The following is a 14920-nucleotide window of genomic DNA, read 5'->3' on the forward strand; positions in this document are numbered from 1 at the left end:
GGCAAGCCAAGACCGTTTGTTAACAGGGGGCCTCGCCGCTACCGGAGGCGTTAATAAGGTGCCCTTCCTTACCCGGGCAACTCCGGGCCGCCGTCGAGGAGTGGGGCGAGTAGGTCACCCGACTTCTCCACCCGCTTGAGCACCTCACTCGCGGTGTACGGCTTGGTCGCCGGCCGTTTGCCCGCCGCACCGGCGGAGACCTCGTCCCAGGTCAGTGGCGTCGACACCGCCGGCACCGTCTGGGCGCGCAGGGAGTACGGCGCGACCGTGGTCTTGGCCGCGTTGTTCTGGCTCCAGTCGATGAAGACCTTGCCGGGGCGCAGGTTCTTCGCCATCTTCGACACGATCAGCTTGGGGTGCGCCTGCTCCAAGTCCTGGGCGATCCGCTTGGCGTACGCCGACACGTCATCGGAGGACTGCTTGCCGGCGATCGGGCAGCAGAGCTGCATGCCCTTCTTGCCGGACGTCTTCGGATACGAGGAGATCCCGTCGAGAGCGAGCCGGTCCCGCATCAGCAGGGCCACCTGGTGGCACTGCTTCAATCCGGCCGGGGTGCCCGGGTCCAGGTCGACCACCATCATGTCCGGATGTTCGCCGATCTTCCACTGCGGCGTGTGCAGTTCCAGGGCGGCGAGGTTGGCCAGCCATACCAGGGTGGGCAGGTCGTCGGCGACCACGTAGTCGATGGTCTCCCGCCCCTTGGTCGATCCGGGGGCGGGCAGGGTCTCGGTGCGTACCCAGTCGGGGGTGGCGGCGGGGGCGTTCTTCTCGAAGAACGAGCTGCTCTCGACGCCGTTCGGGAAGCGGATCCGGGTGAGTGCGCGACCTTGCAGGTGCGGCAGCAGCACCGGGGCGATCCGGGTGTAGTAGTCGATCACCTCGCCCTTGGTGAACCCGGCTTTCGGATAGAGGATCTTGTCCAGGTTCGACAGTTCCAGCGCACGTCCCTCGACGTCCACCTTCAACCGGTCAGCTGGCATCCTCGACCTCCTCGGGCGGCTTGTCAGGGCGCAGGCGCAGGATTCGGGGGAAGCGCAGCCGCCCGTCTGGGGTGCGCTGGCCGTACTTGATCTCCACCACGATCCGGGGGGTCACCCAGATCGCACCGCGGGCATCCTCACGCGGCACGTCCCCGGCGAACGGCGACGCGGCGGTGCGCAGCGGTTCCAGCTCGCGCAGCAGCTCGCGTTCGAGGGCCGCGCCGATGCCGCCGCCGACCCGGCCCCGGAAGGTGAGCCGCCCGTCGGGCCGGGGCACCCCGACCAGCAGGCCGCCGATCTTGCGCGCGCCGGGCCGCCAGCCGCCGACCACGAAGTCGCCGGTCACCTCCAGCTTGATCTTCAGCCAGTCCGGCGAGCGGACGCCGGGCCGGTAGGCAGAGTCGATCCGCTTGGCCATCACCCCCTCGAGGCCGTGTTCGCCGGCGGCCTCGTAGGTGGCCGGGCCGTCGGCGAAGGCGGGCGGCACCGCCCACCGGGCGGCTCCGAGCCCGAGCGATTCCAGCGCCGCGCGCCGCTCCCGGTAGGGGCGGCCGGTCAGGTCCTCGCCGCCCAACCGCAACAGGTCGAAGATCATGTACGTGACGGGGATGCTGGCCGCCAGGCGGGCCGCCTTGGTGGGGTTCCGCACGTGCATCCGCTCGGCGAGGGCGGTGAACGACGGCTGCCCGGCCTCGTTGAAGAGGACCACCTCACCGTCGAGCAGCGCGTCATCGACCTGCTCGGCCAGGGTGATCAGTTCGGGGTACGCGGTGGTGATCTCCGCGCCGGAGCGGGCGTACAGGTGCTTGTCGCCGTGGGAGATGTCGGCGAGCGCCCGAACCCCGTCCCACTTGAACTCGTACGCCCAGCCGCCATCGGCCGGGAGCTGCCCGGTCATCGCGAGCATCGGCTTCAACGGCGCGCCGGGCACATTCAGACTGTAGTTGGGCACGGAAGCGCGTGCATCCCGTTCGATCGTTTGCGATTCTGGTCAGAACCAGCGAGAGGAGCGCGGAATGCGGGCCATCTGGAAAGGAGCGGTGTCGTTCGGCCTGGTGTCGATCGGGGTGAAGGTCTACTCGGCCACCGAGGAGAAGGACATCCGCTTCCACCAGGTGCACCGCGACGACGGCGGCCGCATCCGCTACAAGCGCACCTGCTCCGTCTGCGGCGAGGAGGTCACCTACGACGACATCGCCAAGGGGTACGACATCGGCGGCGGCGAGATGGTCATCCTCACCGACGACGACTTCGCCGACCTGCCGCTGACCACCTCGAAGGCGATCGACGTGCTGGAGTTCGTCCCCGCCGAGCAGGTCGACCCGATCCTCTACAACAAGGCCTACTTCCTGGAGCCGGAGGGCACGGCCACCAAGCCGTACGTGCTGCTGCGCGACGCGCTTGCCGACTCGGAGCGGGTGGCGATCGTCAAGGTGGCCCTGCGTCAGCGGGAGCAACTGGCCACTCTGCGAGTACGCGAGGGCGTGCTGCTGCTCAACACCATGCTCTGGCCGGACGAGGTGCGTACCCCGGCCTTCGGTTTCCTGGACGAGGACCTGAAGGTCCGCCCCCCGGAGCTGGCCATGGCCAGCTCACTGATCGACTCGATGGCCGGGCAGTTCGAGCCGGACGCCTTCACCGACGATTACCGGGCGGCGTTGCAGGAGGTCATCGACGCGAAGATCGAGGGACGCGAGGTGGTCCAGCCGGAGGAGGAAGAGGCCGCGCCGGCCGCTGCGGTGGACCTCATGGCCGCGCTGAAGGCCTCGGTGGAGCGGGCCCGGGTCGCCCGGGGCGAGGCGCCGACGGCGGAGGGTGCGGCCGAGCCGACCCCGATCACCTCGGCGCGGTCGGCGCAGCAGGCGGCCAAGGCGGCGAAGACCGCGAAGGCGACCAAGGCGCCGGCGAAGAAGGCAGCCGAGAAGAAGGCCCCGGCGAAGAAGGCCGAGCCGATTAAGAAGCCGACGAAGAAGGCCGCGGAGAAGAAGGCGGCCAAGGCCCCCGCCAAGAAACCGGCCGAGAAGAAGGCCGCCCCCCGCAAGACGGCCTAACCGCCTCCGCAGGCGTTAAAAGGGGGCCCTTCCTTTCGCTTCGGCCGGCCGTAGGAGCGCTGCGGGCGTCTGGGCGGGTACCGTGTGCGCTGGTCTCGACAGCGGCCACCGAGCCGCCACCCACCCACCCAGCAGGGGAGTCGACGTGAGCGAGCGTGTGCAGGAGCAGTCGGCGGGCCAGAGCCCGGGCACCAAGGCGGAGCGGCGGCTGGCCGCCCAGCTGGCGGCGAAGAAGGCCGCCGAGGCGAGACGCCGCCGGCAGTCGATGCTGGGTGCGTTCGTCGGTGTCCTGGCGGTGGCCGCGCTGATCGGTGGCATCGTCTGGTTGAACAAGGGCGACGACACGAAGTCCACCGCCGGTTCGGCGGCGAGCCCCACCGCCCCGGCCGACTCGGGCACCGCTCCCGAAGCGCAGCTTCCCGCGGACCTCGACCCGGCGCTGAAGACGAAGCCGGAGGTCGGCGCGGGCCAGGGCGAGCTGAAGGAGCTGACCGTCACCACGCTGATCAAGGGCACCGGACCGAAGGTCCAGGCCGGCCAGGCGATCACCACCAACTACGTGGGCGTGCTCTACAAGGACGGCGAGCAGTTCGACTCCTCCTGGGACCGGGGCGAGCCGGCCACCTTCCCGATCGGCGTCGGGCAGGTCATCCAGGGCTGGGACCAGGGCCTGGTCGGCGTGTCGGTGGGTAGCCGGGTGCAGCTCGACATCCCGGCGAACCTGGCGTACGGCGACACCGGCAGGGTTTCCGGGCCGCTGCGGTTCGTTGTTGACGTGCTCGGCGCGCAGTAGGTCACAACAGGCTTCCTTCCGGTCACCCTCCGGCAGTAGGTTCGGGATCATCGCGGGCGGGTCACCCGTCCGCGATGACCTGCCGGACGACGCGGAGGTGCACGTGGCGGCGCTGGACGACCCTGGGCTGGCTCGGGCGATGTGGCGGCACTTCGAGCCGGTCCACGCGGTGACCTATTTCCACCCGCGGGCCCGGGCCGCGTACGAGGCGGTTGGGCTGCGCGGCTACTGGCGGGGCTACTTCGCCGGTCGGGCCGCCCCGCTCGGGTCGGTCGACGCGCCGACGGTGGTCGCCGCGTTCTTCGGCTTCGCGCCGAGCATGGTGGCCCGGGTCCTGCCCTCGGTGTGGCGGCTGGCCGCTCCGGAGGAGGCGCTGCGGGCCCGGCTCACCGGCGCCGTGCAGGCGCTCGCCGAGTTGACCTACGAGCTGCCCGAGGCGCACCTGGTCGAGGCGGCGGAGCTGCTGGAGGCGGCGGCCGGGCAGATCGAGACGGCCGGGCGGGTGCTCGGTGCGGCCAACGCCGCACTGTCTCGGGGGGAATACCCGCTGGCCCGGCTCTGGCAGGCCGCCACGACGCTGCGGGAGCATCGAGGCGACGGGCACGTCGCGGCGCTGGTCACCACCGGGCTGGACCCGGTCGAGGTGCTGGCCTGGCGGTGCCGGGTCGACCAGTCCCGGGAGTTTCACCGGATGGCGCGCGGCTGGACCGACGAGGAGTGGGTGGCCGCCGAGGGGCGGCTGATCGAGGGCGGCTGGCTGACCGCCGACCGGACGCCGACCGAGCAGGGCACGGCGACGTTCCGGGCGGTCGAGGAGGCCACCGACCGGGCCGCCCTCGGCCCGTGGCGGGCGCTGGGCGCGGAGCGTACGGCGCGGCTGGACGAGCTGCTTGAACCGATCTCCGGCCGATGTCGCACGATCATCCCGCCACAGGCCCCGATCGGGCTGCCCGCCCAGCGCGCCGCCTCCGAGGGCGCGCCGGCATCGGCCCGCTGACGTCCGCCCGGGCAGTCGGGCAGGATGGGTACGTGGTGGACGCGGTGCTCTTTGACCTGGACGGCGTGATCGTGGACTCCGAGCCGGTGTGGGAGGAGGTCCGGCGGGCGTACGTGGCCGCGCACGGCGGCACCTGGCAACCGGACAGCCAGCGCCGGCTGATGGGGATGAGCACCGGTGAGTGGGCCGCCTACCTGAGCGGCGAGCTGGACGTCGACCGCACCGCCGAGCAGGTCGCCACCGAGGTGGTCGCCGAGATGACCCGACGGTACGCGGCACACGTACAGCTGATCGACGACGCCGACGCGGTGGTGCGGCGGATGGCCGCGCGGTGGCCGCTGGGGCTGGCCAGTTCCTCCCCCACCCGGCTGATCGCGGCGGCGCTGGACGCGACGGGCCTGGCCGACTGCTTTGGCGCGACGCTGTCGACGGAGGAGACGGCGCGGGGCAAGCCCGCGCCGGACGTCTGGCTTCAGGTGGCGCAGCGGCTCGGCGTGGATCCGACCCGGTGTGTGGCGATCGAGGACTCCTCGAACGGGGTTCGCTCGGCGGCCGCCGCCGGGATGCGGGTGGTGGGGTGCCGCACGGGTCGTACCCGCTGGACCCCGACACCGAGGCGCTGGCGGCGGTGCTGCTGCCCTCGATCGACGCGCTCAGTCTCGAGGTGGTCGAGCGGCTCGGCTGACGCCGCCGCACGGCTTGCTCCTGACGCGGCGTCAGGTCATAGCGTCGCCTTCGTCGCCGCAGGTTGCGGCGATGCGAGAGGGAGTGGGACGTGGCGTCCACCTGGCGGATCGGCGAGCTGTGCCGGCAAACCGGGCTCACCGTGCGGACCTTGCACCACTGGGACCACGTGGGGCTGCTGCGGCCGTCCGCGCGCACGTTCGCCGGGCATCGGCTCTACGACGAGAGCGACGTGGATCGGTTGTACCGGATCGTCGCGCTGCGCGAACTGGGCCTACCGCTGGAGACCATCGGCGTGCTGCTGGACGGCCACGATGGCGGCGGCGGCCCGGAGCTGGCCGAGCTGCTCGGCGAGCACCTGGCGCACGTGGAGCGGCAGCTGGCCGCGCTGGGCGGCCTGCGTGACCGGTTGGTCGCGCTGGTGCCCGCCGTACGCGCCGCCGGGGGTGCCACGCCCGTCGACCTGCTCGCGCTGATCGAGGAGGTGACCAGGGTGGACGACACCATCCGGAACTACTTCAGCGAGGAGCAGCTCGCCGCGTTGGGCCAACGGCGGGAGCAGCTCGGTGAGGCGGCGATCCGCGACGTACAGGACGAGTGGCCCCGGCTGATCGCCCAGGTCCAGGCGGAGCTGGTGGCCGGAACCGACCCGGCGGACCCGCGGGTACGGGCCCTCGCGGCGCGCTGGATGAAGCTGCTGGAGGCGTTCCACGGCGGGGACCCGGGACTGCGGGACTCGCTCTACCGGATGCAGGCGGAGAACAGCGCGGAGATCGCCCGGGAGCACGGTGGCCCGACGCCGGAGCTGATCGAGTACGTGAAGCGGTCGGTGGCGGCGGGCTGAGCATCCCCGCAGGCGGGCCGACCGAACCGGAACCGGCCGGCCCGCCGTCCCACCCCTGCATCGCCGGCATGTCCCTGATCACACCTCTTCATCCCCCTACCGCCTCGTTATACGTTTTCTCGAACGCGCCGGATCGGCATGACCGGGGAATGGCCGGGTAGCGCAGCCGGTGGCGCACGTGTCGGCGGTGAAGGGACGGCGATGAGGGCGATCGTTTACGAACGCAACGGGGACGCCTCGGTGCTCCAGCAGGTCGAGCGTCCGATCCCGGAGCCGGGCCCGGGCGAGGTGCTGGTGCGGATGGCCGTCTCGGGAGTGAACCCCACCGACTGGAAGGCGCGGCGCCAGTGGCCGCTCCCGGTCGGCTGGCAGATCCCCGGGCAGGACGGCGCCGGGGTGATCGAGGCGGTCGGCGAGGGCGTCGACCAGATCCTGATCGGCGCGCGGGTGTGGCTCTGGGAGGCCGCCTGGCAACGCCCCTGGGGCACCGCCGCCGAGTACACGGTGGTGCCGGTCCGACATGCGGTCCGCCTCGGCTCGGCCTCCTTCGACCTGGGCGCCTGCCTGGGCATCCCGTTCCTGACGGCGCACCGCTGCCTGACCGCCGGCGAGTTCATGCCGGACAAGCTGCACGCGGGCGCGCTGAGCGACCACGTGGTGCTGGTGCAGGGCGGGGCGGGCGCGGTGGGCAACGCGGCGATCCAGCTCGCCCGTTGGGCCGACGCCTGCGTGATCGCCACGGTCAGCAGCCCGGAGAAGGCGCAGCTCGCGGCGGCGGCCGGGGCCAGCATCGTGATCAACTACCGGGAGCAGGACGTGGCCCAGGAGGTCCGCAAGATCGCGCCCGACGGGGTGCACACGATCGTCGAGGTCTCGGCGGCCCGCAACGCCGCGACCGACGTGCAGGTCCTGCGCAACGGCGGCGCGGTCTGCGTGTACGCCGACGACGGCGGCGACGAGGTCACCCTGCCGATCCGGTCGCTGATGGTGCCGAACGCCCGCTGGCAGTTCGTGCTGGTCTACACCGAGCCGAAGGCGGCCAAGGCGCAGGCGGTGACCGACGTGGCGGCGGCGGTGGCCCAGGGTGCGATCCGGGTGGGTGAGGAGGCGGGGCTGCCGCTGCACCACCATCCGTTGTCGGCGGCCCGGGCGGCGCACGAGGCGGTGGAGAACGCAGTGGTCGGCAAGGTGTTGATCACCACGAGCGAGACCTGACCCGGCGAAACGGATTTTCCCGACATCAGGACAGAGGCGAATAACTTTCGCAAGAATGATTGTGCGGGTCGCCCGCATGGACGGCGGCCCCGGCGCGGTGCGAACGCCGGGGCCGCCCTCCGGGTGTTTGAGTATCCCAGAAAGTGGTGCCGATCACACCACAGAGCTCCGGAACAGTCGACCCCGGCCAGGGAAGCTGCGTAGATTGTCCGGATGAGCATCTCATGGGCCGACTCATACGTGGGACAGCTACGCGCTCTGGCCGGTGACCGCACCCTGATGTTCGTCGGAGCCCGCGCCGTGGTCCGGGACAATGCCGCCCGGGTGCTGCTGATTCAGCGCTCCGACAACGGCCAGTGGGCGATGCCGGCCGGTGCCATGGAGCTGGGCGAGTCGATCGCCGACTGCGCCGTGCGGGAGGTACGCGAGGAGACCGGCCTGCGCGCCCTGCGGGTCAGCGCGTTCGCCCTCTACACCGGCCCCGATCGCACCAACACCAACATGTACGGCCACACCTACCAGATCTTCACCACCGCGTTCCGGGTCGACGAGTGGGACGGGGACCTGCTCCGGATGACCGACGAGACGACCGACGCCGGCTTCTTCTACCCGGAGAAACTGCCCACGCCGCTCTCCACCAGCGTCCTCGAGACCCTCGCCGACCTGGCCGTCTTCGAGCAGACCAACCGCCTCATCCTCAAGTAGCCCAGATCAGAGCATCGTCTGCGACTTCGACTCCATGTCCGCGGCGGCCTCCTCCTTCGACTCCTTCGTCAGCGGCTTGCCACCAGCAGCGGCGGCCTTCCCGCCGAGCGGGTCCGCGCCGCCGGTCGCGCCGTGCGGGCCGGCACCCCGCAGTTGGTGGTTTGGCAGGGCCAGGGTGACCAGCACCGCCAGGATCGCGATCAGCCCGGTGGTCAGGAAGACCAGGTGCAGCGACTCGACGAACGCGGCCTGGATCGCGGCCCGGACCGGGCCGGGCAGGGCGAGGATGGTCGCCGGCTCGTTGATCGAGATCTTGGTGCCGCCACGGGCCGCCACCGCCGCCTGCTCCGCCGGCGGAAGCTGCGCGATCGCGGCCGGCAACCGGCTGGCGAGCTGGCCGGTGAGCTGCGACGACAACACCGCGCCGAGGATCGCCACGCCGAACGAGCCGCCCAGCGAACGGAAGAACGTCGCCGACGAGGTGCCGGCCCCCAGGTCGCGCGGATCCACCGAGTTCTGCACCGCCAGGATCAGCGACTGCATGCACAGGCCCAGCCCGACGCCGATCACCACCATGTAGCCGAAGGCCGCCCAGATCGAGGTGGCCACCTGGAGCTGCCGGAAGAGCAGCATGCCGGCGACCAGCACCGCCGAGCCGGCCACCGGGAACCACTTGTAGCGTCCGATCCGGCTCATCGCCCGACCGGTCAACACCGAGGTGACGATGATGCCGGCCATCATCGGCAGCATCAGCAGACCGCTACGGGTCGGCGAGGCGCCCTTGACGATCTGCAGGTAGAGCGGGATGAAGATGATCGACCCGAACATCACCAGACCGAGCACGAAGCCCGCCGAGTTGGCCAACGCGAACGTGCCGCTGCGGAACAGCCGCAGCGGCAGGATCGGCTCGCTCACCCGGGCCTCCTGGAGCACGAAGAGCACGCCCAGCACCGCCCCGGCGACGAACAGGCCGATGATCACCCCGGACCCCCAGGCGTACCGGTTGCCGCCCCAGCTCAGCGCCAACAGCAGGGCGCTCACCCCGGCAACCAGCAGCGCCGCCCCCAGCCAGTCGATGGCGTGCTGCCGCCGCTGGAACGGGATCAACCGCATGACGTGGTAGCAGACCACGATGGCCAGGATCCCCAGCGGAATGTTGATGTAGAAGATCCAGCGCCAGTTGGTCTGCGCGAAGTAGCCACCGACCAGCGGTCCGGCCACCGAGGAGAGGCCGAAGACCGCGCCGAAGAGCCCCTGGTAGCGGCCCCGCTCCCGGGGGCTGACCACGTCCGAGATGATGGTGAACGCCAACGTCATCAGGCCACCGGCACCCAACCCCTGCACGCCCCGGGTGAGGATCAGCTGGGTCATGTTCTGCGACAGGCCGGCCAGCAGCGAGCCGACCAGGAACGTGCCGATGGAGAAGAGAAAGACCGGGCGACGCCCGCGCAGGTCGGCCATCTTGCCGTACAGCGGCGTCGAGGCGGTGGAGGCGAGCAGGTACGCCGTGACCACCCACGAGTAGTGGTTGATCCCGCCCAACTGGCCGACGATCGTCGGTAGCGCCGTACCGACGATGGTCTGGTCCAACGCCGCCAGCAGCATCCCGGTCATCAGACCGAACATCAGCAGGCGAATCTGACGGCGGTGCAGCACGGGACGACCGTGGGCCAGGGCAGTCATCACGCCCGCTTTCCCACCACCCGCAGAACATGCCTCACCGGTGTGCAGGTTTGGTCGGACCGGCTCCGGGGACCCGGCGGAACATGGCAGGAGCAGCAGCGGAGGAACGCCGGCTCGCCACTGTCGTGGAGAGCTGGCAGGGGCGTCCCGTGCTGGTCGTCGGCGACGCCATGCTGGACGAGTGGCGGTTCGCGGAATCCGAGCGGCTCTGTCGCGAGGCCCCCGCCCCGGTCCTCACCCTGCGCCGGCGCATCTCGGCGGCCGGGGGTGCGGCGAACACCGCGGTCAACGTGTCCGCCCTCGGCGGGCGGGCCGTGCTGGTGTCCCCGGTCGGGGCCGACGCGGCCGGTGACGAACTGCACGACTGTCTCGACCGGGCCGGCGTCTGGGACCGTACGGTCAACCAGCCCGGCCGGCCGACCCCGGTGAAGCGGCGGATGCTGGCCGGCAACCAGATCCTGCTCCGCGAGGACTCCGGCGAGCCGGACGAGGCGCTCGACGACGACGGGGTGGCCCGCCTGCTCACCGCGCTGCACTGCGCGACCGAGGAGCTGCGGGCCGCCGCCGATGGGCAGCCGCTCACCCTGGTCGTCTGCGACTACGGCCTGGGCGCGCTGCCGAGGGCGCTCCGCGCCTGGCTGGTCGCCAACCGGGACCGCTACGCCACCGTGGCCCTCGACGCGCACGACCTGGCCGACTGGCGCGGCCTCAACCCGACCGTGGTGACGCCGAGCTTTGCCGAGGCGACCCGGCTGCTGGCCCGCGCGGCGGCCGGCTTCGGCAGCGGCGGCCGTACCCCGGCAGCCGCCGGTGACGTGCACCTGGACCCGCTGGCCGAGCCGACCGACGGTCCCTCCGAACTGGTCGTCGGCGCGGCGCCCGGCGGTGCCGGGGGGCGCTCCGCCGACGGTTTCGGCGCGGTCACCGGGCCGTCCGGCGAGCCGACCCCCGGCGAGGATCGGGTCGCGCTGACCGGGGACGGGCTCAGCGTCACCGGCACCGGCGTCACCGTGAACGCGGGAGCCGGCGAGGGGGTCGACCGGGCGGTGCTGGCCGAATCGCGCCTGGCCGAACTGCACGCGCACACCGGCGCGGACGTCGTGGCGGTGACCCTGGACACCGAGGGCGCGGTGGTCGGCGGGCCCGACGGCGAGCGCCGGCGCAGCCACAGCACCCCGGTCCCGGCCAGCCACGCGGTCGGCGCGGGGGACGCCTACCTGGCGGCGATGACACTGGCGCTGGCGGCCGAGGCGAGCCTGCCGACCGCCGCCCAACTCGCCCAGCTCGCCGCCACCATCACCGTCTCCGACACCGGCACCTGCGTATGCCGACGGGAGGACCTGCTCGACGCGCTGGGCGCCGGTACCGCGGACCTCGGCCACTCGACGCTGGTCGACGCGGAGGAACTGGCCGCGCTCGTCGCCGAGCACCGCCGGACGGGCCGGTCGATCGTCTTCACCAACGGCTGCTTCGACGTGCTGCACCCGGGGCACGTCCGCTACCTGACCCAGGCCCGCGCGCTCGGCGACCTGCTGATCGTGGCGGTCAACTCCGACGACAGCGTGCGCCGGCTCAAGGGGCCGGACCGGCCGGTCAACCCGGTCGAGGACCGGATCGCCCTGCTCGCCGCCATGGCGTGCGTCGACCACGTGGTGGTCTTCGAGGCGGACTCCCCGGCGAAGCTGATCGAGGCGGTGCGCCCCGACGTGTACGTCAAGGGCGGCGACTACCCGCCGGAGATGGTGCCCGAGGCGCCGCTGGTACGCCGGCTCGGCGGGCAGGTCCGCACCCTCGGGTACGTGCCGGACCGGTCCACCTCGGCGATCATCGACCGGATCCGGGCGCAGTCGGTCACGCCCACCGTCGGCCCAGGGACGGGCCGGCCGACGTGAACCGGCCGCTCGACCTCGGCACACCGGAACGGTTCCGCCGGGCCCGGCAGCTCGACGTGCTGATCCCCACCCGCAACCGGCCCGCCGAACTGGCGGTCACCCTCTCCGGACTGGCCGCCCAGGAGGGCGTTCCCGAGTTCGGGGTGGTGGTCAGCGACCAGTCCGACGGCGAGCCGGCGTACGCGCACCCGGCGGCGGCCACCATGGTCCGGGCGCTGCGCCACCGGGGCCACCCGGTGCTGCTGACCCGGCGGCTGCCCCGGCGCGGGCTGGCCGAGCACCGGGCGTACCTGCTGGACCAGTCGACGGCCCGGTACGTGCTCTGCCTCGACGACGACGTCTGGCTGGAACCGGGCAGCCTGGCCCGGCTGGTCACCGCGATCCGGGAGCTGGGCTGCGGGTTCGTCGGCAACGCGGTGCACGGCCTCTCCTACGCCGACGACATCCGCCCGGAGACGCACGTCCACTACGAGGAGTGGCACGGCCGGCCCGTGCCCGAGCGGGTCCGCCCCGGCACCCCCGAGTGGGACCGGGCCACCATCCACCCGGCGGCGAACCTGCTGCACGTCACCGAGAAGCTGCGGCTGCCGGCGGGCGCGTGGCGGGCGTACAAGGTTTCCTGGATCGGCGGGTGCGTGCTCTACGACCGGGCCAAGCTGGTCGACTCCGGCGGCTTCGAATTCTGGCGCCAGTTGCCGGAACGGCACCAGGGCGAGGACGTCGCCGCGCAGCTCACGGTGCTGGCGCGGTACGGCGGCGCGGGGGTGCTGCCCAGCGGCGCCTACCACCTGGAGTCGCCCACCACGGTCACCGAGCGGGAGGTGGAGGCGTGGGAGGTCGTCCTCAGCTGAGCAGCTCGCGAGCGGCCTCGACGACCTCGACCACCGGCACGTCGGCAACGAACGAGTCCCGGTGCGGGCAGTCGCCGTCGCCCGGGCGGTGCGGGTAGATGCCGGGCGTGCAGTCGACGCCGCAGACCGGGCAGTGGGTGGTCCAGGAGGCGATCGGGCGGTGCCGGGCGCGCATCGGGGTCGCCCCGTTGATCAGGTTGCCGATCCAGTAGACGCCCACCGTCGGCGTACCGACCGCACCGGCCAGGTGCAGCGGACCGCTGTCGTTGGACACCACCAGCGCACAGTCGGCGTAGCAGGCGGCCAGCCCGCCGAGGCTGAGCGTGCCGACCTGCGGGCGGACCGGGACGCCGGCCGCCGCGACCACCGCGTCGACGGTCTCCCGCTCGGCGGGGGTGCCGGTGACCAGCACCTCGTACCCGTCGCCGGTCAGCGCCCGGGCGACCTCGCCGAAACGCTCCGGGGGCCAGCGCCGCCGGGTGTCGGTGGCCCCCGGGTGCAGCGCCACCCGGGGGCGCGTCGGCTCGCCCAGCACCTCCCGGGCCTCGGCCCGATCGGCCTTGGTCACCCCGAGAGCCGGGACGATCGTGGTGGCCGGCGCCCCGACCAGGGCCACCACCTCCAGGTAGCGGACCACCTCGGGCTGGTAGTAGACGTACCGGATCCAGCGGTCCAGCGGCGGCGCGTCCTCGGCCCGCAGCCCGGCGGTGACCCGGGCGCCCAGGCCGGCGACCACCGGGTTGGAGTTGGCTCCGCCGCCGTGCAGCTGCACCGCCAGGTCGAAGCGTTCCTCCCGGGCGTCGGCCAGAAATTCGTCCATCGTGGAGACCGGCTCGTCCGACCCGGCGTCGCGGATGCCGGGCGCGGGCGGCACCACCAGCACCCGATCCACCGGGCCGGGGCGGTCGCGCCAGAGCTGCGCGTGCCACGGCGCGCCGAGCAGCACGATCTCCGCCCCCGGGTACGCGGCCCGCAGCGCCTCCAGCGCGGGCAGGATGAAGATGAAGTCGCCGAGCGCGTTCGCCCGCAGCACGGCGATCCGCTCGACGTCGGGCACCTGCTCGCCGACCGGGCCGAGCACCGACGGGGTGGCCATGCGACCCTACGGCCGGTCGATCTCGTCGACCGTGATGTCCGGGTGGTGCATTTCCCGGTCGGCGGCCCGGTCGGCCAGGGGCCGCGTACCCCCGGTGCTGGTGCGGGGGCCGGTGCGGCCGACGGTGATGGTGCGCGGCGTGGGCCGGGCCGCCCGGGGCAGCCGCACCCGCAGCAGTCCGTGGTCCATCACCGCGTCTATCCGATCCGGGTCCACCCGGGACGGCAGGTCCACCCGATACTCGAAGCCGCGCGTCTCGAAGCCGCCCGGGATGCCCTGGTCGGCGTTCACCTCCGCCTCCGAGCGGGCCCGTACGCACAGCTCCCGGTCGTCCAGCTCGACGGCCACCTCCTCCGGCGCCACGCCGGGCAGCCGGACGACCACCTCCCAGCCGTCGGCGGCCTCGCCCAGTTCGACCTCCGGTGGGCCGGGCCGGCCACCGACCAGCCGTCTCAGCTCGGTCCGCAGGGAGTGGAGCTCACCCATCGGGTCCCAGCCCTGGTGCCGGCCGCGCCAGCCCCTCTGTTCCGTCATCGCGTGTCTCCGATCCGCTGGGTCGCCGAACGAGATCGCAGTGAACTGGGAGCGTTCAGGTCGGCCTCCGGGTCTACGCCCACGCCCAGCCGATCCACCAGCTCGCCGCCGAGCCAGGCGCTGATCCCGAGGATCGCCAGGGCGACCACCTCGATGGCGATCAGGGCTCCCCCGGCGGCCCGGGAGTGGGCGTTCAGCCGGACCACCCAGACCGCGGCGAAGAGCAGGATCACCGCGAGGTTGGCGGCCGCGTGGGTGAGCCCCACCCGCTTGGCCCGGGTGCCGGACGGAAGGGCGAACAGGTCGACCGACCCGGCCGCCGCGGCCAGCAGGCCGCCGATCAGACCAGCGGCGATGTTCCAGTACGCGGCCTCGGCCAGGTAGTTCGGCCCGCCCGCGGCGTCGACCACGTCGAAGATCACCGAAATGGTCAGGAGCGCCACCGGGAACATCACCAGCATCGGGTGCAAGGGGTGTCCCAGCACCTTCAGTCGGCTTTCCATCCGGCCTCCATCGGTCGCGTCCCGAGCGCGTTGCGGGTTGGCCGTACCCGCCGCCTTCGGGGGTAAACCTCGCGTTCGGCGCGCTCGCCTAC

General features: G+C 72.4%; 14 protein-coding genes and 1 pseudogene. 9 read left to right on the top strand and 6 right to left on the bottom strand.

Going from position 1 to position 14920, the window contains the following annotated elements; all coding sequences use genetic code 11:
* Positions 1 to 68: 68 nt before the first annotated feature.
* Together ligD (ABZ671_RS02245) and ligD (ABZ671_RS02250) are read right to left on the bottom strand one after the other, a co-directional pair.
* Positions 69 to 980, bottom strand: coding sequence for a non-homologous end-joining DNA ligase (ligD, locus tag ABZ671_RS02245; protein ID WP_357849795.1), 912 nt, complete (start codon positions 978 to 980; stop codon positions 69 to 71).
* A complete protein-coding gene (ligD, locus tag ABZ671_RS02250) occupies positions 970 to 1911 on the bottom strand; it encodes a non-homologous end-joining DNA ligase (protein ID WP_357849798.1) in 942 nt (313 codons plus the stop codon). The genes ligD (ABZ671_RS02245) and ligD (ABZ671_RS02250) overlap by 11 nt, the downstream gene beginning before the upstream one ends.
* Before the next feature lie 85 nt (positions 1912 to 1996).
* On the opposite strand from ligD (ABZ671_RS02250), the gene ABZ671_RS02255 reads away from it, so the two are divergent.
* The 7 genes and pseudogenes from ABZ671_RS02255 to ABZ671_RS02285 all read left to right on the top strand — a co-directional run bounded on the left by ABZ671_RS02255 (position 1997) and on the right by ABZ671_RS02285 (position 8269).
* Positions 1997 to 3031 (top strand): Ku protein, encoded by a 1035-nt coding sequence (locus ABZ671_RS02255; protein WP_357849801.1) that lies wholly within the window; start codon positions 1997 to 1999, stop codon positions 3029 to 3031.
* A gap of 145 nt (positions 3032 to 3176) precedes the next feature.
* Entirely contained in the window at positions 3177 to 3824 is a 648-nt protein-coding gene (locus ABZ671_RS02260; RefSeq protein ID WP_357849804.1) for an FKBP-type peptidyl-prolyl cis-trans isomerase, read from the top strand.
* A gap of 139 nt (positions 3825 to 3963) precedes the next feature.
* A complete protein-coding gene (locus ABZ671_RS02265) occupies positions 3964 to 4821 on the top strand; it encodes a hypothetical protein (protein WP_357850593.1) in 858 nt (285 codons plus the stop codon).
* A gap of 32 nt (positions 4822 to 4853) precedes the next feature.
* Positions 4854 to 5506: pseudogene (locus tag ABZ671_RS02270) on the top strand (HAD family phosphatase).
* 90 nt (positions 5507 to 5596) lie between these two features.
* Positions 5597 to 6349: a MerR family transcriptional regulator gene (locus ABZ671_RS02275; RefSeq protein ID WP_357849807.1), complete on the top strand. Its 753-nt coding sequence runs from the start codon at positions 5597 to 5599 to the stop codon at positions 6347 to 6349.
* A gap of 201 nt (positions 6350 to 6550) precedes the next feature.
* Positions 6551 to 7564, top strand: a complete 1014-nt coding sequence (locus ABZ671_RS02280; protein ID WP_357849810.1) for an NADPH:quinone reductase — start codon at positions 6551 to 6553, stop codon at positions 7562 to 7564.
* Positions 7565 to 7777: 213 nt separating this feature from the next.
* Positions 7778 to 8269, top strand: a complete 492-nt coding sequence (locus ABZ671_RS02285) for an NUDIX domain-containing protein (RefSeq protein ID WP_357849812.1) — start codon at positions 7778 to 7780, stop codon at positions 8267 to 8269.
* 6 nt (positions 8270 to 8275) lie between these two features.
* On the opposite strand, the gene ABZ671_RS02290 is transcribed toward ABZ671_RS02285, so the two are convergent.
* Entirely contained in the window at positions 8276 to 9925 is a 1650-nt protein-coding gene (locus ABZ671_RS02290) for an MDR family MFS transporter (RefSeq protein WP_357849815.1), read from the bottom strand.
* A gap of 110 nt (positions 9926 to 10035) precedes the next feature.
* Here ABZ671_RS02290 and rfaE2 point away from each other — a divergent pair, with 110 nt between their 5' ends.
* Together rfaE2 and ABZ671_RS02300 are read left to right on the top strand one after the other, a co-directional pair.
* On the top strand, positions 10036 to 11844 hold the full coding sequence (gene rfaE2 / locus ABZ671_RS02295) for a D-glycero-beta-D-manno-heptose 1-phosphate adenylyltransferase (protein ID WP_357849817.1): 1809 nt from the start codon (positions 10036 to 10038) through the stop codon (positions 11842 to 11844).
* Complete coding sequence (locus tag ABZ671_RS02300; protein WP_357849820.1) at positions 11841 to 12695, top strand: glycosyltransferase family A protein; 855 nt, start codon at positions 11841 to 11843, stop codon at positions 12693 to 12695. The genes rfaE2 and ABZ671_RS02300 overlap by 4 nt, the downstream gene beginning before the upstream one ends.
* On the opposite strand, the gene ABZ671_RS02305 is transcribed toward ABZ671_RS02300, so the two are convergent.
* From ABZ671_RS02305 to ABZ671_RS02315, 3 genes are read right to left on the bottom strand one after another with little or no spacing between them, the layout of a single operon-like run.
* Positions 12688 to 13791, bottom strand: a complete 1104-nt coding sequence (locus ABZ671_RS02305) for a glycosyltransferase family 9 protein (RefSeq protein ID WP_357849823.1) — start codon at positions 13789 to 13791, stop codon at positions 12688 to 12690. The two genes, ABZ671_RS02300 and ABZ671_RS02305, sit on opposite strands and share 8 nt — an antisense overlap.
* A 6-nt stretch (positions 13792 to 13797) precedes the next feature.
* Complete coding sequence (locus ABZ671_RS02310) at positions 13798 to 14325, bottom strand: Hsp20/alpha crystallin family protein (RefSeq protein ID WP_357849825.1); 528 nt, start codon at positions 14323 to 14325, stop codon at positions 13798 to 13800.
* Positions 14322 to 14828, bottom strand: coding sequence for a DUF2231 domain-containing protein (locus tag ABZ671_RS02315; RefSeq protein WP_357849828.1), 507 nt, complete (start codon positions 14826 to 14828; stop codon positions 14322 to 14324). Before ABZ671_RS02315 ends, ABZ671_RS02310 begins: the two co-directional genes overlap by 4 nt.
* Positions 14829 to 14920: the final 92 nt, after the last annotated feature.

Origin of the sequence: Micromonospora sp. NPDC006766, assembly GCF_040636055.1 — a bacterium.
Lineage (GTDB): Bacteria > Actinomycetota > Actinomycetes > Mycobacteriales > Micromonosporaceae > Micromonospora.